Consider the following 19,782-nt stretch of genomic DNA (forward strand, 5'->3'; position numbering starts at 1 on the left):
CATCCCTACTTAGCTTGATAAACTTGGCTGCCTACGATAAGGGCGCATTCCGTGCCTGGGTATCGCTGTGCCAATTTTTGGCCTGAACCGCCGCTAGCGGCCTCTGCCCCGGCCCCCTAGAGGAGCCCTATCCATGTCCGACAAGCGCAACCTACGCCAGAAGTACTCCCGTCTACTGCAAGGAGCGGTCAACACCGACGACCTGCGCCCCGGCGACGAGCCAATGTGCAATCATTCAAACAATCCCACCTTTGCCGATGTGCTCCACAGCCGCCTCCAGCGCCGCCAGATGCTGAAGGGCAGCCTGGCCCTGGCGGTGACCTCCATGTTTGCTGGCCCCGCCCTCAACGGGCTGCGCCCCCAGCCCGCCGAGGCCAACCCAGGCCGCACCCTGCTGGGGTTCAAGCCTATCCCGGTGAGCGAAGCCGACACCATTGTGGTGCCCGAGGGCTACACGGCCCGCACCATTCTGCCCTGGGGTGAGCCGATCACCGGCAGCTATCCCGCCTACCGGCTGGAGAACACCGGGGCCCAGCAGGGCATGCAGGTGGGTATGCACCACGACGGCATGCACTTCTTCCCGATCGAGGGCCGCGACCCCTACCAGGGCAGTTCCACCGATGGCCTGATGGTGATGAACCACGAGTACGTGGAGCCCCGCTTTTTGCACAAAGCCGCGATCGGCATGTCTCTCGACTCGGATGCACCGCCGATGCAGGGCGAGCGGCGAGCGGCCGACGAGGTGTTGAAGGAAATTAACGCCCATGGGGTGTCGGTGGTGCGTATTCGCCAGCAGGCCAACGGCAGCTGGGCCGTCCAGCGGGATGGCCGCAACCGCCGCATCACCGGCATGACGCCGATGGAACTGCGCGGCCCGGTGCGGGGCAGCGATCTGGTGAAGACTAAGTACAGCCCTAACGGCACCCGCACCCGGGGCACCCTGAACAACTGCGCCCACGGCGTTACCCCCTGGAACACCTACCTGACCTGTGAGGAGAACTGGGCGGGCTACTTCGTCAACAACGACTCCACCACCAACCCCCAGGGGGAGCGGGTGGCCAACCTGCCCCGGGAACACCGGCGCTACGGCCTGGCCACGGGCCGTTCCCGCTTTGGCTGGGAACGGGCCAATCCAGGTCTGGACCAGTATGCCCGCTTCGATGCCTCCACCAAAGCCGCCAGCCCCACCCAGGACTACCGCAATGAACCCAACACCTTTGGGTACGTGGTGGAGATCGACCCCTTCAACCCCAACAGCACGCCAGTGAAGCACACGGCCCTGGGCCGCTTTGCCCACGAGGGGGTCGTCTTCCAAACCCCGGTGGAGGGGCAACCCATCGTCTGTTATTCCGGCGATGATGCCCGCTTTGAGTACGTCTATAAGTATGTGTCGGCCCAGCCCTACCGCCGGGCCACCGCCAGCGGGGCACTGCTGGATGAGGGCACCCTGTACGTGGCCAAGTTTAACGCCGACGGCGCTGGCGAGTGGGTTGCCCTGGTGCACGGCCAGAACGGCCTCACCGCTGCCAATGGGTTCAAGGATCAGGCCGATGTGCTGGTGAACACCCGCGCCGCCGCCGACTTTGTTGGGGCCACCAAGATGGACCGGCCCGAGTGGGGGGCGGTGGACCCAAGCACTGGGGACGTCTACTTCACCATGACCAACAACTCACGGCGGACAGCGGAACAGGTCGACGCGGCCAACCCGCGCCCGGAAAACCGCTGGGGACAGATTGTCCGCTGGAGCGAAACGGGCAACAACCCCGCTGCCACCACCTTCCAGTGGGATATGTTTGTGCTGGCAGGCCCTGAAACGGATAGCAGGAAGTTCTCGGGGCAGTCGCTCACCGCTGAGAATATCTTTGCCTGCCCCGATGGGCTCTGGTTTGACGCCGATCGCCGCCTGTGGATTCAGACTGATATCGGTGAAAGCGAGCAAAACAAAGGTGACTTTGTGCCGTTTGGCAACAACCAGATGCTGGCGGCTAACCCCGTCACCGGCGAGATTCGCCGCTTTTTGACGGGGCCTGTGGGCCAGGAAATTACGGGCGTGATCACCACCCCCGACCAGCGCACGATGTTCATCAACGTGCAGCACCCGGGGGCCACCACCCCCGAGGCCGACTTTGCCGCCGGCAAGGTCAACTCCCGCTGGCCCGATGGCAACCCGGCGATCTACCCCCGTTCGGCCACGGTGGTAATCACCAAAAACGACGGTGGCATCATCGGCAGCTAGGGATTCCGGACTGCCCCAGCTTCGGTAGGAATGCAGGCCCCTCGGGTAGGTAAGACACCTACTTGGGGGGCTTGTTCTATAGTCCTCTCGGTCTCCGCGCAGGCCCTCTTATAGCGATGGCCATTGGGCTTAGGACATGGGCCTCTTCCAAAGGCAAAAACTGGGCGGCGCAATGGCTTATAGCCATCGCTTCAGGGGCATGGGTCATGTCCTACCAGTTCTGGCGATGGCTATAAGCCGGCGTTACTGCCTCTCCATAGGGTGGGTTAGGGCGTGTCATCCATGCTGGCAAAAACCCGCTTGCCATCATGCGTTACCCTGTCGCTAACACCCTTGCGGTTAAGGGACTCCTATGGTCACAGCTTTCCTCGGCCTATGATGAAGCGTCGGCTGGCTTTCTTCTTTCTGGCCCTGGTGGGAACGGTGGTTCTCGCCTGGGTCACGGTGCCAGCGACCATCCTTCCCCCCGTTGCCCCCGCCAACCCCACCACCGTCCACGTGGTGGAAATCGGCATCCACGCCCGCCTGCTGATGCCGGTGGGCGATCGCTGGCGGCAGTATGGCTTTGGCGACTGGGACTACTACGCCCGCCGAGAGCAGGATCTGCTCAGTGGCCTGCAGGCGCTGCTGTGGCCCACCCCCGGCGCCCTGGGATGGGGAGAGTTTGAATCCCTGGAGGCGTACCGGGGAGCCTTTGAAGCGGTGGGGGGCGAAATCTTGAGCTTTGACGTGCCCCTGGAGCGGGTGGAGGAGCTCCAGGACTCTCTCCATAGCCGCTTTGATCGGCAGATTCCCGCCGGGCAGGTGTTCAACGAGGTCAACAATCTCCGTTTGGTGAGAGATGACCAGACCTACTCCGTTTTTCACAATAGCAACCATGAGTTGGCCGGGTGGCTGGAAGCCCTGGATTGCCGGGTCAGGCACCTGGGATTGTGGATTTCGTTTCGGCTGGGGAACCCGACGGGGTAAAACGATTCATGGACTGGTTGCAATTCAGTTTTGAACAACTTTTGATCAATGGGTTCAAGGTGATTTTGGCCTTCCTGCTGGCACTGCCCATTGCCCTGGAGCGGGAAAAATCTACCCGCATCATGGGCCTGCGCACGTTTCCCCTGGTGGCCGTGGCCAGCTGCGGCTATGTGCTAACAGCTATTGGTTTTATCGGCCCTGGGGGGGAAGATTCAAAAGCCCGAATACTGCAAGGTCTAATGGGCGGGCTCGGCTTTATTGGCGGTGGAGCCATTTTGAAGGAAGGGGTGAATGTGCGCGGGACCGCTACTGCGGCCAGCGTATGGTCCACTGGAGCACTGGGGGCTGCTGTGGCCTATGCCCAGTACGAAGTGGCTCTTCTAATTACCGCCGTCAACTATCTTACCCTGCGCTTTTTGACTCCGATCGAAGAACAGATGGGTAAGTCTGACCGTCCGCCCTCTGCTCGTTCATCCCAGGATGAGGAGCCGTAGCCGCAGGCAGCCAAGATTCTACTCACCGACCATAGCTATGACACAGACTCAAGCCCGCCCGGACGTTCGCTCTGGCACGCCCAAACCGCCCTCCGGTTGGACACAGCTGAAGTGGTATGGCCCTGGACTGATGTGGATGATTTCATCCGTCGGGTCGGGTTCGGTGCTGTTTACCCCCCGCGTCGGCTCCCGCTACGGCTACGAGTACCTGTGGGCGTTGCTGATCGTGATTCTATTTATGTGGGTGATGATCCGCGAAGTGGGGCGCTACACCGTGGTCACGGGCAAGACCATCCTCGATGGCTACCGGGACCTCCCCGGCCCCAAAAACTGGGCTATCTGGCTCATCTTTCTACCCCAGGTGGTGGCGGCGGTGGTCACTATTGCGGGCATTGCCGCCCTGGTGGGCAGTGCTCTGATGCTGGCCCTGCCAGGAAACCAGGCCGTTTACGCGGTGGCGATTATTCTTTTGTCGTCTGTTCTGGTGGTATCGGGGCGCTACAGCAAGGTGGAAAAGGCCACCTCGGTAATGGCGGGGGTGTTGATTCTGGCGGTGGGGGCGGCGGCCATCCAGGTCTTCCCCGGCGTGGGGGAGATCGCTGGCGGACTGGTGCCCGGTATTGGCGACGACTTTGACATTGAATTTTTGCTGCCCTGGCTGGGCTTCATTCTGGCGGGGGCGGCGGGGATCATGTGGTTTTCCTACTGGGTGGCGGCCAGGGAGTACGGTGGGCCGGTGGAAGATAGCGCGGGGGCCGATCAGCCCCCGGACAATCTGGGTGACTACGACAACGACGAGGACTTTCAGCAGCGGCGGCGCGATCGCCTGCAGCGGTGGATGCGGGTGATGAGCACCACCGCCATTGTGGGAGTGGTCGGGGGCGGCCTGGTGATTGTCGCCTTTATGGTTTTGGGGGCTGAACTGCTGCAGCCGGAGGGCATTGTCCCCGAGGGCATTGCCGTGGCGGAAGACCTGACCCGGCTGCTGTCGGAGGTGTGGGGCGAGTTTGGCTACTGGCTGCTGCTGGTCAGCATTGTGATTGCCCTGGGGGGCACCATCGTCGCCAACCAGGACGGTTGGCCCCGCACCTTTGCCGATGCGACGCTGATTCTGGCGGGCGATCGCCTCAACCCCGAGCCATCCCCAGAGGGTCACAGGGATGAACGGCTCCAATGGCGGCGCTGGTTGGGCGATCGCGACAATATGAAAAACTTCTACGTCATCGTCACCGTGACGGTGCTGCCCCTGGTTGTCTTTTTTGTGGTGCGCGACCCCGTGGACATTCTGGAGGTGGGCGGCATCGTGGCGGCGATACACACCCCGGTGATCGTGGGACTGACGCTGTATTTGAACAAAACTAAACTGCCCGAAGACCTGCAACCCGGCTGGCTGGCCACTCCGATCATGGTGCTGTCGGGGCTGTTCTTCACGGCGGTGGCGGTGCTCTATTTCATGATCGAGCGGTTTGGCATGGATCTCTAAACGCAAATTCCATAAACGCAACTATTGATGGCGAATCAAACTCAAACCCAACCGGCCCAGCGGGAGCAGAAAGAACAGCAGGAGCAGGGCCTGGTGCGCGAAATGAGCCTGTTCAATGCCCTGGCCATTGGCCTGGGCACCATGCTGGGGGCCGGAATTTTTGTGCTGTCGGGGACGGCGGCCCAGGAGGCGGGGCCAGCGGCGGCGGTATCCTTTGCGATCGCCGGGTTGATCTGCCTCCCCATTGCCATGACCGTGTCTGAACTGGTCACCGCCATGCCCCAGGAGGGGGGCAGCTACTACCTGATCTCCCGCACCCTGGGGGCGGTGGCGGCGGCGGTGGTGGGGCCGGCCAACTGGCTGGGGCTGATGTTTGCCACGGGCTTTTACCTGATTGGCTTTGCCGAATACGTGGCCGACTTTGTCGAGGTTCCCCTCCGGCTCAGCGAGCTGGGGGCGGGGCTGTTTTTCATTGGCCTCAACTACCGGGGGGCCAAGCTGAGCGGCACCGCCCAGACCGTGATTGTGGCCATTCTGGTGCTGATCCTGGCGGGCTTTGCCGGACTGGGATTTTTCAACGTCGACGCCGACCTGCACGACCCCTTTGCCCCCTTCGGCTGGGGCACGGCCTTTGGCGTGGTGGGCCTGATTTTTGTCTCCTTCTCTGGCTTTGAAAAGGTGTCCACCGTCGCCGAGGAAATTCAGCAGCCCGGTCGCAACCTGCCCCGGGCGATCATTGGCTCGGTGGTGGCGGCGACCCTGATCTACGTGGCGGTGGTGTACGTGCTGACCGGGGTGCTGCCCTACGACCAGATGGATGAATTTGACACCCCGCTGCTGGCGGCCGCCGAGCAGTTCATGGGCAATCCGGGGCGAATTGTGGTCAGTGTGGGTGCCCTGCTGGCCACGGCCTCGTCGGCCAATGCCGCCATTCTGGCCTCGTCGCGGATTAACTTTGCCATGGGCCGAGACCAGATTCTGCCCCGCTGGTTTGGCCACATTCACCCCCGCCACCTCACCCCCAGCCGCTCCATTCTGGTGACGGGGGGCATTGCCCTGCTGCTGTCTTTGACTGAGCAGGCGGCCATTCTGGCGGAAATTTCCAGTGCCCTGTTCATGGTGTCCTACGCCCTGATCGTGATGGGGCTGATCGTGGTGCGCCGCGCCGCCCCCGCCTGGTATCAACCCACCTTTCGGGTGCCGCTGTTTCCCTGGTTGCCCCTGGTGGGCGGGGGGGCGGCCATCGTCGTGATTGGCACCCTCGATCGCTTCTCCCAGCTCTCCGGGCTGGGGCTGGCCGCCGCCAGCCTGCTCTGGTACTACCTCTGGGCCCGCCGCCGCACCACCATCGAAGGAGAACTGGGCCACTGGCTCCACGACGCCCAGCCGTTGCGATCGACCCTGGGTCGCTCCGACCTCCAGGGGGAGCGTCAGTACGGCGAAATATTGCTGCCCCTGACCGAAGATCGCCCTGCCCTGGGGCTGGTCAATCTGGCCACGGCCCTGGCCCAGGGGCGGCCCGGCACCCGCCTGAGCGGACTCCAGATCGTCCCGGTGCCCTACAACCTGTCCCTGCAGGCGGGCCAGCACCAACTCCACCGCCGCCGCGATCGCCTGCAGCAGCAGCTTGACCAGACCCTGGCCCAGGTCCAGACCCCAGGGGTGGAGCTGGAAGCCCGCGTCCAGGGAGCCCGCAATGTCGACTCGGCGATTGTGGCGATCGCCCAGCATCAGCCCCAGACCCACCTGGTGGTGCTGGGCTGGCATCGCCAGTCCAGGGCTAGCCCCTTCAGCCCCTCCACCTCCCGCGCAGTGCTGAACAATGCCCCCTGCGATGTGGCGGTGTTGCGCGATCGCCAGCTCGATCAGATTCAGCGCATCCTGGTGGCGGTGGCCGACAGTCCCCACGCCCTCACCGGGCTGCACCTAGCCCGCTACCTGCAGCAGGCCACCGCCGCCACCGTGGTGGTGTTCCACGGGGTAACGCCGTCGGCGGATCGCCGGGGGGCCGAGGGCACCGTCCGGCAGTGGGTGGAGGCGGAGTTTGGCCCCCGCCAGCAGGCGGTGAGGGTGCAGGTCGAGTCCGTGGATTCCGTGGAGCAGGCCATTTTGGCCGAGGCCGCCCAGGGTTACGACCTGGTAATTGTGGGCGCGTCCCAGCGGTGGTTCGCCCAGCGGTGGTTGTTCAGCGCCACCGCCGATCACGTGGCCGAAAAAGCGCCCTGCTCCGTTCTGCTGGTGCGGCGGCACGAACCCCGCCGCCTGCTGCGCCTCGAGCGGCTGCTGGCCCGGCTGCGCCGCTGGCTGTGAGGGCAAAGGACTTGGATTGGGGGTGGGGATGGAAGGGGGGCGATCGCCCGTCATTTTTCCGTCACCTTTGCCGTCAATTCTAAAACTATAGGCTGACCTCCCAGACCCCGCCCCTGGGATGATGCCGCCTCTGGAGCCCATTGAGAACCCCGTACCATGGCCATTGTCAGAAAAGCCCGTCGCCTCCTCAAAGGCACCGCCGTCGAGTGGCAAACCCAGGAAATTTCGCTGCTGTCCTCAGCCCTGGCCTACTCCACCGTGTTTTCCCTGGCCCCCCTGATGATTCTGGTGATTCTGGTGATGGGGTCGATCTTTGGGGAGGCCACCGCCAGGGAGCAAATTGTGTCCCAGCTGGCGGAGCTGATGGGGGAAGAGGGGGCAGAACTGATGGCCACCGCCATTACCAACCTGCGGCAGCAGACCGGGGAAGGCCCCTGGCAGCTGGTGCTCAACCTGGGCTTCTTTGTGTTTGGGGTCTCCAACGTGTTTGCCCGCATTCAAAATTCCCTGGACCGGATCTGGGAAGTCAAGCCCAACCCAAGGCGACAGATGCTCCACTTTGTCCGCAAGCGGCTGCTGTCCGTTGCGATGATTCTGGCAATTATTTTTTTACTACTGGTGTCCTCGGTGCTCAGCACCCTGCTGGCGGCGATGGTGGTCAATCTCAACGATTGGGTGCCCGGCCTGGGGCATCTCTGGCAGGGGTTGAGCGGGCTGATTTCCTTTGGGGTGATTAGCGCCGTGTTTGCCGCCATGTACACCATCCTGCCGGATGCCGATATTCACTGGCAGGACACCCTGATGGGCGCCATGATCACGGCGCTGCTGTTTCTGCTGGGACAGGAACTGTTTGGTCTGTTTCTAAACTGGGTCGACATCGGTTCCGCCTACGGGGTGGCCGGGTCGTTTCTGGTGGTGATCACCTGGGTGTTCTATGCGGCTCAAATTTTGTTTTCAGGGGCGGCCTTCACCAAGGTCTACGCCCGTCGCCACGGGGAACCGATCACCCCCTCCGATTTTGCCGTCTCCACCGCTGATCAGGAATCGAAAACCAGCCAGGCCAGAAACCGAGCCAGAAATCAAACCAGAGACCGGACGGGAGACTGACCTGTCATCTTCCCGTCACATTTGATTTTCAAGCTGAAAATAGCCCCTGATATTGCTGAAACTCCAATGCTTGACCTCTGGTACAAAAACGCCGTCATCTACTGCCTGGACATTGAAACCTACATGGACGGCAACGGCGACGGCATTGGTGACTTTGTCGGCCTGACCCAGCGCCTGGACTACCTGACCGGTCTGGGCATTACCTGCGTCTGGCTGATGCCCTTTTACCCCTCTCCCAACAAAGACAACGGCTACGACGTGATGGATTACTACAGCGTCGACCCAAGGCTGGGGTCTTTGGGGGACTTTGTGGAATTTAGTCGGCGGGCCGAGGAGCGGGGCATTCGCATTATTGTGGACCTGGTGGTGAACCACACCTCCGATCAGCACCCCTGGTTTCAGGAGGCGGTGCGGGACCGGGAGTCCAAGTACTGGGACTATTACCTGTGGTCTGAGCAAAAACCGGAGGATATCCAGGAAGGGGGCGTGATGTTTCCGGGGCTGCAGGACACCACCTGGACCTACTACGAAAAGGCTGGCGCCTACTACGCCCACCGCTTCTACGACCATCAGGCCGATCTCAACATCACCAATCCAGAGGTCAGGGCCGAAATTCAAAGGATTATGGGATTCTGGCTGGCCCTGGGAGTATCGGGCTTTCGCATCGACGCCGCGCCCCACCTGATCGAGTTGCGCCAGGCGGACAATCTCTTTGAGCGGGTTGAAGACCCCTACATCTATATCGACGAAATGCGCGATTTCCTCTCCTGGCGACGGGGAGATGCGATTTTGCTGGCGGAGGCCAACGAAACTCCCGACGAGCTGTCGAAGTACTTCGACCATGGCGATCGCATGCAGATGCTGTTCAACTTCTGGGGCAACCAGTATTTCTTCCTGGCCCTGGCCAGACAGGAGGCCGCTCCCCTGGTCCAGGCGTTTCAGGACCTGCCCCCCGTCCCGTCCATCGGGCAGTGGGCCAACTTCGTTCGCAACCACGACGAACTCACCCTCGACAAGCTCTCCGACGACGAGCAGGACGAAATTGCCGCCGCCTTTGCCCCCGATCGCGACACCATGTGGATTTTCGATCGCGGCATTCGCCGCCGGTTTGCCCCTATGGTGAATGGGGATCTACAACTGCTCAAAATGACCTACAGCCTGCTGCTGAGCCTGCCCGGTACCCCCGTGCTCAACTACGGCGAGGAGTTGGGCATCGGCGATGACCTCTCCCTGGAGGAACGCAAACCCGCTCGCACCCCCATGCAGTGGTCTCCCGGCAAAAACGGCGGGTTTTCCACCGCCGCCCCCGAGGATCTGATTTTGCCGGTGGTCTCAGAGGGGCAGTTCAACTACAAAGAGGTCAATGTCGCCTGCCTGCGCCGCGAACCGGGCTCCCTGCTGACCTGGATGGAGCAGGCGATTCGGCTGCGGAAGGAATGCCCAGAACTGGGCTGGGGCCAGTGGCAAATTTTGGACACCAAACACCCCAGTGTGTTTGCCCACCGCTGCCAGTGGCAGGGCAATGTCGTCATCGCGATCCACAACTTCAGCCCCGACCCCTGTACCGCCACCCTCACCCTGAAGGACGACCTGGACCACTGCCTGGTGGATCTGTTCAAAAACCAGCCCGAGGAAACGGTTTCCGCCCCCACCCACGAGTTTCAGCTCGAGGGATACGACTACCGCTGGTTTAGGGTGACCAATTCGGTGATCTAGTCCAGTTGCCGGGGCAGCTAGTCTGTCACCTTAGCGTCACATTTGCTTTTCACAGTGAAAATACTGGCAATTCTGGGCAGACACTGTGGTTCCCCTCCATGACAACAACCCCACCCAGATCACACCCTGGGTCAACTACGGACTGATTGCGACCAATATTCTGGTCTTCCTGTATGCCCTGACGCTGACCCCCAGCCAGCTAGAGGAGCTATTTCAAACCTTTGCGGTGGTGCCCGAGCAGCTAACCGCCAGTTTCCAGAGCGGCAACCCAGCCCAAATGTGGGCGGAGGGGATAACGCTATTTACCTCGCAGTTTCTCCACGGCGGCTTTTTGCACCTGGGCGGCAACATGATGTTTCTCTGGGTGTTTGGCAACAACATTGAGGAGAAGCTGGGCCGGGTGTCCTACCTATTTTTTTACCTGACCTGCGGGGCGCTGGCGGCCCTGGCCCAGTGGGGGGTGGCTATGCAGTCCAGCATTCCGGCGGTGGGGGCCAGTGGGGCGATCGCGGGCGTGCTGGGGGCCTACATTCTGCGCTTTCCCAAGGCTCGCATTCTCACCCTGGTGCCGCTGGGGTTTTTCCTCACTACCTTTCGCATTCCGGCCCTATTTTTCCTGGGCTTCTGGTTTTTCCAGCAGTTTTTGTACGGCTTTGCCAGCTTGCAGGCAACTACCACCGCAGACACGGGCGGGGTAGCCTACTGGGCCCATGCCGGTGGCTTTGTGGTGGGTCTCGCCCTCGGCCCGATGCTGGGGTTACTCTCCACCAAGCCCCGCTAACCCCCGACGTCGAGCATCCCCATCCATGAATCACCAAAATTACCGAGACTTTGTCAGTCGAGTGCTGCTGGTCGTCAGTCTGGTGGGGTTTGTGCTGGCGGTGGCCTGGTTCTCCTGGGCCGTGATCGATGTGCTGCTGCTGGGGGTGCTGGGGATACTGGTGGCCCTGATGCTGCGGACCCTGGCTGCCCCCATTGCCCGCCGCACACCGCTGTCGAGAAAGGCTGCCCTGGGCGTGGTGTTGCTGGTGCTGGTGCTGGTGCTGGCGGTAGCGGCCTGGCTGCTGGTGCCCGAAATCATTGCCCAGGCCAGTCAGCTGGTCGAGCAGATTGAATTGGGGATTGGGCTGCTGGAGGCGATCGCGATCGAGCGTCTGGGGGAAGAAGGCCTCTACAACGTAATTGAACAGTTCAATCGCCAGCGCCTCAGCTTCGACTACTGGTTTCCCCAGGTGTTCGACACCTTTACACTCACCCTGCGAATCTTGGGTGACACCCTGTTTGTCCTGTTCATCGGGCTGTTTGTCGCCTTTGACCCCTACCTGTATCGTCGGGGCCTGATCAGCCTGATTCCGCCCCAGGGGCACCAGCGAGCCCAGGAGGTGATCAATGCCATTGTGCAGGGGTTGCGGGCCTGGCTGCTGGGGCGCGTGATTTCCATGGTAGTAGTCGGCGTTGTGATCACCCTGGGGCTGGGGCTGCTAGACGTCCCCCTGGCGCTGGTGCTGGGGATCATTGCCGCTCTGCTGGAGTTTATTCCGGTGCTGGGGCCAATTTTGGCCTCGATACCCGGTGTTTTGATCGCCTTTACCGTAGGACCCATTAAAGCGCTGTATGTCGCCTTGTTTTACCTGGTGGTGCAGCAGCTCGAGGGCAATGTCCTGACCCCGGTGGTGCAGCAGCGGGTGGTTTCCCTGCCTCCGGCCCTGGGGCTGTCGACTGTGTTGGCCATGGGAATTGTGTTTGGCCTGCTGGGGGTGCTGGTGGCTACCCCCGTGACGGTGGTCGTGTTTATCATGGTGCGAATGCTCTACCTCAACCAGAGTGCGGCAGATATTCTGTAGGGGTTTGGCCCAGGCTGTGGAGCGGGCTTTTTTAACCAAGATCTAACCCAGGCCAGAGGCAGAGTTGTGGGTGCTTGCCTATGTTCAAAACGATAGGGCTGAGTTAGACACGGTGGTTAACCCCATGCGAATCCTGCTAGTTGAGGACGATCCAGAGCAGCTGGAACCGTTGGAAACGGCGCTCTCCCAGGCCGGACACATCGTCGATGGCCTGCTGGATGGTGGCATTGCCCAGGGCATGATCGCCCAGCGGGACTACGACCTGCTAATTCTGGACTGGATGCTGCCGGGGGTCAGTGGTCTGGTCCTGTGCCGCCAGTATCGGGAGGCTGGCAAAACGGCTCCCGTGCTGATGCTGACGGCGAAGGACAGCACCCTGGACAAAGTCGCCGGGCTGGATGCCGGTGCCGATGACTACCTGGTGAAACCCACCGACGTGATGGAGCTGCTGGCGCGGGTGCGGGCTCTGGGACGGCGATCGCAGATCTACGGCGGCGAGACCCTCACCCTGGCCGATCTGACGCTGCATTTGACCAACCTGACCGTAGAGCGAGGATCGGTCTGTATCGAGCTGTCCGGACGCGAGTTTCAGCTGCTGGAGTACCTGCTGCGCCATCCGCGCCAGGTGCTCTCCCGCGACCAGATCGAGCAGGCCCTGTGGGCCTGGGGCGACGAGCCCGAGAGCAACGCCATCACCACCCTGGTTCGTCGTTTGCGCCACCGGCTCAGCGCCCTCCAGGCCGCCGACTGGATTTCAACCGTCTACGGCATGGGCTACTGCATTTGCCCCACAGCTTGAGATGTTTACCCACAGCCGCCGCAACCTGACCTGGTGGTTCACCCTCTCCATGGGCAGCATTTTGCTTGTGTTTGCCGGGGTAGTTTACTATCAGCGGGTGGCCTACCAGATGGAGTCAGTCGACCGCCTGCTCTACAAGAAGGGCCGGGTGCTGGCCGCCAGCATCGAGTACCGCGACACGGCCTTAGGGGTGGAGCCGGCCAACCTCGACAATACGCCGCTGCTGGGCAGTACCCCCCCACCCGCCGATACGGATATTTTTTACGCCCGCTGGTACACCGCCACCGGACAACTGAGCCAGTATTTTGGCCCCTCGCCCCCAGAGCAGCTGCCCCCAGAGCCGCTGATCGAGGGCCCGGAGTTTCAAACCCTGCAATGGCCCATTGCCCCGGCGGGTTCTGCTGCTTCGATCGCAAATGGGTCCAGCCATCCCGCCCCGTGGGCCAGGCGCGCCCAGACGTTTCCCCTGCGACAGATCACCCTCCCCGTCTACCGTCGCGAGCAGGTGATTGGCTACCTGCAAATCGCGACCCCGATGACGCCTGTGCAGGACAGTCTGCGCCAGACGCTGGTTGGCTTTGCCATTACCGTGCCCCTCACCCTCGGGGTGATCAGCCTGGTGGGCTGGGGGCTGAGCGGCTTGGCCATGGCACCCATTCACAAGTCCTATCAGCAGCTGCAGCAGTTCACCGCTGACGCCTCCCACGAACTGCGGGCTCCGCTGGCCGCCATTTTGAGCAATGCCCAGGTGGGGCTGCTGGCGGGCAGCGATCGCGGCGCTGAACAGCAGCGGCGGCTGGAGAAAATTGTTGCGGTCACCCAGGGCATGAACACCCTGGTCAGTCAGCTGCTGGTGCTGGCCCGCTACAGCGAGTCCCTCAAGGCCCAACCCCTCCAGGTGCTAGACCTCCACCCCTGGCTGAAGGACCTGGTCGCCGCCGAGACGATCCAGACCGTGGCCCAGCCGATCACCCTGACGGTGGTCTGCCCCACTGCTCCGGTCTGGGTTCAGGCGGACCCTGACCTGCTGCGACAGGCGGTAAGCAATTTGATGATCAACGCCTGTAAGTACACCCCGGCGGGGGGCTGGGTCAAGGTCACCCTCTCGGCGGGCACCCGCAGCGCCTGGATCGGGGTGGAGGACAACGGCATTGGCATTCCGGCCAAGGATCTGCCGCATATTTTTGAGCGCTTTTACCGCGTGGATAAGCAGCGATCGCCCCAGACCGGCGGCCTGGGCCTGGGCCTGGCGATCGCCCAGCAGATTGTCCAGGCCCACGGCGGCGATATCCACGTCGCTAGCGAAGTCGGCCGGGGCAGTCGCTTCTATGTGGAGCTGCCCCACGCCAGGGCCAGGGGCGATCGCTGACCCGGCCCCTTCAGGCGGCGCAATGGCCACTGTAATATTCCTGCAATATTAAGAATTGCCTCCGTTGGCCAGCCAAGCCAGGAAAAGGGCTTTGACAGACCAAATCACTGTGCCAGAATGCCTGTAGCCTCCGATTATGGCGCATCGCTGCACGTCCCTCGCCCCAGGAGATTTTGAACATGCTGCTTTACCTACTGAGTGTTTTGGCCACAGCCCTGTCGCTGCTGCTGGTAGACGCGATGTTTGCCGGTGTGGTGCTGGCTAACTTCCCGGCCGCCATGGTAGCCGCGATCGCCATTGGCCTGGTCAATGGCATTATCAAGCCAGTCCTATTTATTTTGTCGCTGCCGATCACCATTCTGACCCTGGGTCTGTTTTCGCTGGTGGTCAACGGTATCTGCTTCTGGCTGGCCTCGCTGGTCACCCCTGGCTTCTCGGTCAGCGGGTTCTGGGCCTTTATCGTTGGCCCCATCGTGCTGTCGGTGGTATCCACCGCGTTGAACAACTTCTTTGTCAGTCAGGCCACCAGGCCCAAAACCCAAGAAATTAACGGATAAGGGGCGTTGCTGAATTGAGTAATTAACCTGTAAAGTTGACATTCTTTCATCGCCCCCTAAATCCCCCAATTCTGGGGGACTTTGAGAGTTCGACTCCCCCCAGAATTGGGGGGCTGGGAGGGCATATCACACCTGCATTCAGCAACGCCGGATAAGGCCTCCGGCTCACCGCGCATCTGACCGCAGCCATCCAATGACTCCATCGCCAAGATCGCAGGTCGGTGCAGCTGACCGGTCTACCGATCCTGAACCCGAAACCCAGAACCCGAAACCCGAAACCCAGAACCGCCCTCTTTGCCTTTTGCCTGACTGAATCTCTACTAAAACATCACAGCCCCGAACGGTGGCTGCGTACCGTTTGGCAAAACGCAGATCGCCTGGTACTGGTTGCGGCCCTGGGCCTTGGCCTGGTAGAGCCCCTGGTCGGCACTGAGCACCAGATCGGAGGGTAAACCGTTGGCCGAGGGCTGCACGCTGGCGATGCCGCAGCTGATGGTGACGGCGGTGGTCGGGGCCATGGCGTGGGGCAAGCTCAGGTTTTGCACCGACTGCACCAGGCGATCGCCGACTACCGTGGCCCCCTCCAGGGGGGTATTGGGCAATATTACCGCGAACTCTTCGCCACCGTAGCGAGCGACCAGATCGGCGGGGCGATGGATACCCTGCTTGAGGGTTGTAGCCACCTGCTGCAGGCAGCGATCGCCCGCCGGGTGGCCGTAGTGGTCGTTGTAGTGCTTGAAATGGTCAATATCGCAAATAAGCAGCGACAGCGGCACCTGGTCACGCACGCAGCGCCCCCACTCCTGCAGCAGATACTCGTCAAAACGACGGCGGTTGGCCACCTGGGTCAGGCTGTCGATCAGGGTCTGCTGCTGGAGTTGGTAGTTGGCCTCCCGCAGCTGAATCTCCAGCCGATGCTGAGAAATTAGCCGCCGCACCCGCTGACGCAGCACGGCCCAGTGGATGGGTTTGGTCACATAGTCCGCCATCCCAATGGCAAAGGCCTGATCGACCGATTTTTCGTCCTCCAGCCCGGTAATCATCAGCATGGGGGCTGGGTTGCCCTGGGCGATGGCCTGCAGCCGGCGGCACACCTCAAAGCCATCCATACCCGGCATGAGCGCGTCGAGCAAAACCAGGTCTGGCCAGTGGAGCACGTAAAGGTCCAGCGCCGCTTTGCCATTGGGCGCTTCAATCACCTGGTAGCCCTCCTGCCCCAGGTATTGCCCCAGCAAACGGAGCATGAAGGGGTCGTCCTCGGCTACTAAAATAACGGCGCCCTCAGGCTGGATTGGCATGACCCATTCCCCCCTGGGACACCAGGGCTGCGTGCAGGTCCGCCTCTACCCGCTCAGCGGCCTGGCGAATGGCCTCGCTTTGAGCGGTGTAATCGGCGTAAAGCCCCTGGCGCACGGCCTCCTCCAGATCCCGGCACAGGGCCGAGAGCGCGATCGCGCCCACCGTGGCACTGCTCGATTTAAGGGTGTGGGCCGCCCGCTGGAGGGTAGGCCAATTGCGCTGGCGGTTGGCGGCATCCAGCTCATCCAGTAGCTGGGCGGTGCTGGCCAGGTAGCTGCCCACCAGATCGGCCAGAATGTCGGGGTTGCCGCCGCCCAGGCTGTTGATCAGCTGGCGCAGGCTGTCCGGGTCAATGGCCGGGGCGGCGGCGGGGGCCGGGCCGGGGCAGGGGTCGCGGTTAGTTTCCAGCACCCGCACCAGATCGCCCACCCGAATGGGCTTGCTGATGTAGTCGTCCATTCCCGCTTGCAGACACTGCTCGCGATCGCCCGTCATGGCGTTGGCGGTCATCGCCACCACTCGCGGGCGTTGCTGGGGCCAGCGCTTAACGATCTCACGGGTGGCGCTCAGGCCGTCCATTTCCGGCATCTGCACATCCATCAGCACCAGATCGTAGGGCTGCTGTTCCAGGGCGGTCAGCACCTCCAGGCCGTTGGCGGCCACATCGGCCCGGTAGCCCAGCCGCTGCAGCATCAGCAGAGCCACTTTTTGGTTCACCACATTGTCTTCGGCCAGCAGAATGCGCTGGGGGCACCGCTGCCCCAAGGTACTGTCAAACCCGGAGGGGTCGGGCTGGGGGGTGACTCGCAGGGGCTGAGGCTTCACCGGCGCCACCCCTGGGGCCGCGGCTGGGACCGCTCCCAGAGCCGCTCCCAGGGCCGCCAGCAGGGCATCCTGCTTGACGGGCTTGCTCAGGCAGACCGCAAACAGCCCGCGATCGGCCTGGGTAGGCGTCCAGCCCAGGGAGGTGAGCATGATCAACGGCAGCGATCGCGGCAGCCGAGTAATGGCGCGGGCCAGGGTCAGCCCGTCCATGGCGGGCATCTGCATGTCCAGAATGGCCAGCTCAAACGACCGTTGCTCCAGCAGGGCCAGGGCCGCCATCCCCGAATCGACTGCCACAGGCGTCATCCCCCAGCTCTGGGTCTGAAGCTGCAAAATTTTGCGATTGGTGGCGTTGTCGTCCACAATCAGCAGGGAGCGCCCCTGGAGATCCGGGGGAACGGCGGGGGCGATCGCGGCCGGCTGCGGGTCCAGCGGCAGCGGCAGGGTGAAGAAAAAGGTCGATCCCTGGCCCTCCACGCTCTCGACCCAGAGACACCCCCCCATCAATTCGCATAGCCGCTTGCTGATGGCCAGACCCAGCCCCGTGCCGCCAAACTGGCGGGTGGTGGAGGCATCGACCTGGCTAAAGGGCTGAAAGAGACAGGACAGCCGTTCCGCCGGAATGCCGATGCCTGTGTCTTTGACCGCCACCGTCACCAGGGCTGGATCCGACGGGTCGCGAGGCTGCACCGAAACCGAGACAATCACTTCGCCCTGGGCCGTAAATTTGATCGCGTTGTTGACCAGATTCACCAGCACCTGGCGCAGCCGACTGACATCGCCCAGCAGGTTTTGGGGCACCTCCGGCGGCAGCAGATAGGCCAGCTCCAGACCCTTTTCGGCGGCCTTGACCGCCAGCAGCTGTAGGGCGTCTTCGAGGCAGGTCCGCAGGTTAAAGGGCTGGGTCTCTAGCTCTAGTTTATCGGACTCCATTTTGGAAAAATCGAGGATGTCGTTGATGATAGTGAGCAGGCTATCGCCAGCGTGGCGAGTGGTTTCGACAAAGTCGCGCTGCTGGTCGGTGAGGGGGGTGTCGAGCAGCAGCCCCGTCATGCCGATCACCGCGTTCATGGGGGTGCGGATCTCGTGGCTCATCATGGCCAAAAACTCGCCCTTGGCCTGGTTGGCGGCTTCTGCGGCCTGGCGGGCCTGCTCCAGCGCCTGCATGTGCTGATAGAGCTGAGCTTCGGCCTTCTTGCGATCGCTGATGTCGGTCTGGATGCCAACAAAGTGGGTGAGCTGGCCCTCGGGGCTGTAGATGGGCGAGATGCTGAGATCATTCCAGAACTGCTGGCCGTTCTTGCGGTAGTTGATCACTTCCACTGTGCAGTTTTGCCCTGCGGCCAGGGCCCGCCGCAACAGGTGGAGTCCGGGCTGCTGGCTCTGCCCCTGCTGCAAGAAGCGGCTGTTGCGCCCCAGGGCCTCTGCACTCGAGTAGCCGGTGATGCGCTCAAAGGCCGGGTTGACGAAAATAATTGGGTTATCGGGCTGGCGGGCGTCGGTTATTACGATACCGTTGCTGCTGGCGGCGATCGCCTGCTCCTGGAGCCGCAACGTTTCCTGCAGCCGCTGACGGTCCACCTGGGCCTGCTCCAGCTGGTTTACCCGGTAGTGCAAATCCATCTGAGCCATCACCTGGCAGCTCAGCACGGTCAGCACCTCTCGCTGCTGATCGCTCAGGTGGCGCGGCACCCGGTCGGCTACGCAGAGGGTGCCCAGGGTGTAGCCATCGCTAGTTTGCAGCGGCATGCCGGCATAAAAGCGAATGCAGGGGGTATGGGTGACCAGGGGGTTGTCGCAAAAGCGCGGGTCGACTAGTGTGTCGGGCACCTCCAGGAGCTCAGGCTGCAAAATAGCGTGGGCACAAAAGGCTATATCCCTGGGGGTTTCATTGACCGGGAGGCCCAGCTGAGCCTTAAACCACTGCCGCCGCTCGTCGATCAGGCTGACCATGGCCATGGGCGTGGCGCAGATCATAGCGGCCAGGCGAGTCAGGCTATCGAAACCATCCGCTGGGGGAGTATCCAGAATACGATAGCGATGCAGTGCCTGTAGCCGACAGGCTTCATTCGTGGGGAAAGGTGCAGGTTGCATAGGCCATTGCCCTAGGGCAGAGAAGCGGTTGAAACGGGGGCCAGTAACTGAGGCCAGAAAACAGGGAGCTAGATAAAGAAGGGGCAGTCTTGAGAGTACCCAGAATGGTGTAGCCGTTATTGCAGTCTGGCCCCGCCTCGGCTCAGGCTGGGCGGCTAACCATTGCCAACCCTGCGCAGAGTAGCCATTCTTACTGCCTGGGTGAGTCGAAGCCCTGCCGTAAAGTTTGGTAACGCGCCTTTTTGCTGGGGCATCGCCTGAAAGCCGGCCTGCACTGCGAAGCACCGCGCAACCGCCCCTGGCCCCGATCGCGTCAGCGCCGCTCCTGCACCCACCGGGTCAGCATCCCCTGACACTGAATCCTATTCGGCTAACCCCGTAGGGGCGTAGCATGCTACGCCCCTACGGGGTTGCTGGCTATGAATCGGGGTTTTGTGACTCGGATTATGTACGACTTGGTGTTGCTGGATTGAAGCATGAATTTGAGTAGGGCAAACGGTCGTTTACCCCTGCGAGAAAGGAAGCTCTCAAGCAACTCAACCCAGAAGCTGCCGAGGAGTTTTTTGCTTGTACCTGTGCAGCTAGGATCGCCTGCTAATTGACTGGCAAAACCTGTGAAATGTCTTCTACTCCCGATGTTTTGCCATTCAAACACTATTAACCAGAATGGCTTAAATGGC

Annotated in this window: 14 protein-coding genes; 12 read left to right on the forward strand and 2 right to left on the reverse strand. The window is 62.0% G+C overall.

The genetic code is table 11. The annotated features are described in order from the left end of the window. The first annotated feature begins 133 nt into the window (after positions 1–133). From NF78_RS21645 to NF78_RS21700, 12 genes are all read left to right on the forward strand, one after another. Positions 134–2,236: a PhoX family protein gene (locus NF78_RS21645; RefSeq protein ID WP_052050826.1), complete on the forward strand. Its 2,103-nt coding sequence runs from the start codon at positions 134–136 to the stop codon at positions 2,234–2,236. A 375-nt stretch (positions 2,237–2,611) separates the two neighbouring features. Beyond that, the gene (locus tag NF78_RS21650) at positions 2,612–3,205 is read left to right on the forward strand and encodes a hypothetical protein (RefSeq protein ID WP_035991581.1); all 594 of its coding nucleotides are present in this window, start codon (positions 2,612–2,614) and stop codon (positions 3,203–3,205) included. Between the two features lie 8 nt (positions 3,206–3,213). Continuing rightward, positions 3,214–3,699, forward strand: coding sequence for an MgtC/SapB family protein (locus NF78_RS21655; RefSeq protein ID WP_035991582.1), 486 nt, complete (start codon positions 3,214–3,216; stop codon positions 3,697–3,699). Between the two features lie 37 nt (positions 3,700–3,736). After that, a complete protein-coding gene (locus NF78_RS21660) occupies positions 3,737–5,182 on the forward strand; it encodes an Nramp family divalent metal transporter (RefSeq protein WP_035991584.1) in 1,446 nt (481 codons plus the stop codon). Between the two features lie 27 nt (positions 5,183–5,209). Continuing rightward, on the forward strand, positions 5,210–7,492 hold the full coding sequence (locus NF78_RS29915) for an amino acid permease (RefSeq protein WP_072016221.1): 2,283 nt from the start codon (positions 5,210–5,212) through the stop codon (positions 7,490–7,492). A gap of 156 nt (positions 7,493–7,648) precedes the next feature. Continuing rightward, positions 7,649–8,599: a YihY/virulence factor BrkB family protein gene (locus NF78_RS21670; protein ID WP_035991586.1), complete on the forward strand. Its 951-nt coding sequence runs from the start codon at positions 7,649–7,651 to the stop codon at positions 8,597–8,599. Positions 8,600–8,665: 66 nt separating this feature from the next. After that, the gene (locus NF78_RS21675) at positions 8,666–10,315 is read left to right on the forward strand and encodes an alpha-amylase family protein (RefSeq protein ID WP_035993629.1); all 1,650 of its coding nucleotides are present in this window, start codon (positions 8,666–8,668) and stop codon (positions 10,313–10,315) included. Between the two features lie 85 nt (positions 10,316–10,400). Further along, positions 10,401–11,096, forward strand: a complete 696-nt coding sequence (locus NF78_RS21680; protein ID WP_035991588.1) for a rhomboid family intramembrane serine protease — start codon at positions 10,401–10,403, stop codon at positions 11,094–11,096. A gap of 25 nt (positions 11,097–11,121) precedes the next feature. After that, positions 11,122–12,159 (forward strand): AI-2E family transporter, encoded by a 1,038-nt coding sequence (locus NF78_RS21685; protein ID WP_052050827.1) that lies wholly within the window; start codon positions 11,122–11,124, stop codon positions 12,157–12,159. A 124-nt stretch (positions 12,160–12,283) separates the two neighbouring features. Then, positions 12,284–12,958: a response regulator transcription factor gene (locus NF78_RS21690; RefSeq protein WP_035993634.1), complete on the forward strand. Its 675-nt coding sequence runs from the start codon at positions 12,284–12,286 to the stop codon at positions 12,956–12,958. Between the two features lies 1 nt (position 12,959). After that, positions 12,960–14,327, forward strand: a complete 1,368-nt coding sequence (locus NF78_RS21695; protein WP_035991589.1) for a sensor histidine kinase — start codon at positions 12,960–12,962, stop codon at positions 14,325–14,327. A 179-nt stretch (positions 14,328–14,506) separates the two neighbouring features. Then, positions 14,507–14,884, forward strand: a complete 378-nt coding sequence (locus tag NF78_RS21700; RefSeq protein ID WP_035991591.1) for a phage holin family protein — start codon at positions 14,507–14,509, stop codon at positions 14,882–14,884. A gap of 320 nt (positions 14,885–15,204) precedes the next feature. On the opposite strand, the gene NF78_RS21705 is transcribed toward NF78_RS21700, so the two are convergent. Next, a complete protein-coding gene (locus tag NF78_RS21705; protein ID WP_052050828.1) occupies positions 15,205–16,182 on the reverse strand; it encodes a response regulator in 978 nt (325 codons plus the stop codon). Then, the gene (locus NF78_RS28520) at positions 16,166–19,102 is read right to left on the reverse strand and encodes a response regulator (RefSeq protein WP_156119920.1); all 2,937 of its coding nucleotides are present in this window, start codon (positions 19,100–19,102) and stop codon (positions 16,166–16,168) included. The genes NF78_RS21705 and NF78_RS28520 overlap by 17 nt, the downstream gene beginning before the upstream one ends. Positions 19,103–19,782: the final 680 nt, after the last annotated feature.

Origin of the sequence: Leptolyngbya sp. KIOST-1 (genome assembly GCF_000763385.1) — a bacterium.
Lineage (GTDB): Bacteria > Cyanobacteriota > Cyanobacteriia > Phormidesmidales > Phormidesmidaceae > Nodosilinea.

Coding starts and splice junctions, on each gene's coding strand:
- NF78_RS21675 (WP_035993629.1), top strand. CDS start 8,666: ATGCTTGACCTCTGGTACAAAAACGCCGTCATCTACTGCCTGGACATT.
- NF78_RS21695 (WP_035991589.1), top strand. CDS start 12,960: ATGTTTACCCACAGCCGCCGCAACCTGACCTGGTGGTTCACCCTCTCC.
- NF78_RS21690 (WP_035993634.1), top strand. CDS start 12,284: ATGCGAATCCTGCTAGTTGAGGACGATCCAGAGCAGCTGGAACCGTTG.
- NF78_RS21645 (WP_052050826.1), top strand. CDS start 134: ATGTCCGACAAGCGCAACCTACGCCAGAAGTACTCCCGTCTACTGCAA.
- NF78_RS21650 (WP_035991581.1), top strand. CDS start 2,612: ATGATGAAGCGTCGGCTGGCTTTCTTCTTTCTGGCCCTGGTGGGAACG.
- NF78_RS21670 (WP_035991586.1), top strand. CDS start 7,649: ATGGCCATTGTCAGAAAAGCCCGTCGCCTCCTCAAAGGCACCGCCGTC.
- NF78_RS21655 (WP_035991582.1), top strand. CDS start 3,214: ATGGACTGGTTGCAATTCAGTTTTGAACAACTTTTGATCAATGGGTTC.
- NF78_RS21700 (WP_035991591.1), top strand. CDS start 14,507: ATGCTGCTTTACCTACTGAGTGTTTTGGCCACAGCCCTGTCGCTGCTG.
- NF78_RS21705 (WP_052050828.1), bottom strand. CDS start 16,182: ATGCCAATCCAGCCTGAGGGCGCCGTTATTTTAGTAGCCGAGGACGAC.
- NF78_RS21660 (WP_035991584.1), top strand. CDS start 3,737: ATGACACAGACTCAAGCCCGCCCGGACGTTCGCTCTGGCACGCCCAAA.
- NF78_RS21685 (WP_052050827.1), top strand. CDS start 11,122: ATGAATCACCAAAATTACCGAGACTTTGTCAGTCGAGTGCTGCTGGTC.
- NF78_RS28520 (WP_156119920.1), bottom strand. CDS start 19,102: ATGCAACCTGCACCTTTCCCCACGAATGAAGCCTGTCGGCTACAGGCA.
- NF78_RS29915 (WP_072016221.1), top strand. CDS start 5,210: ATGGCGAATCAAACTCAAACCCAACCGGCCCAGCGGGAGCAGAAAGAA.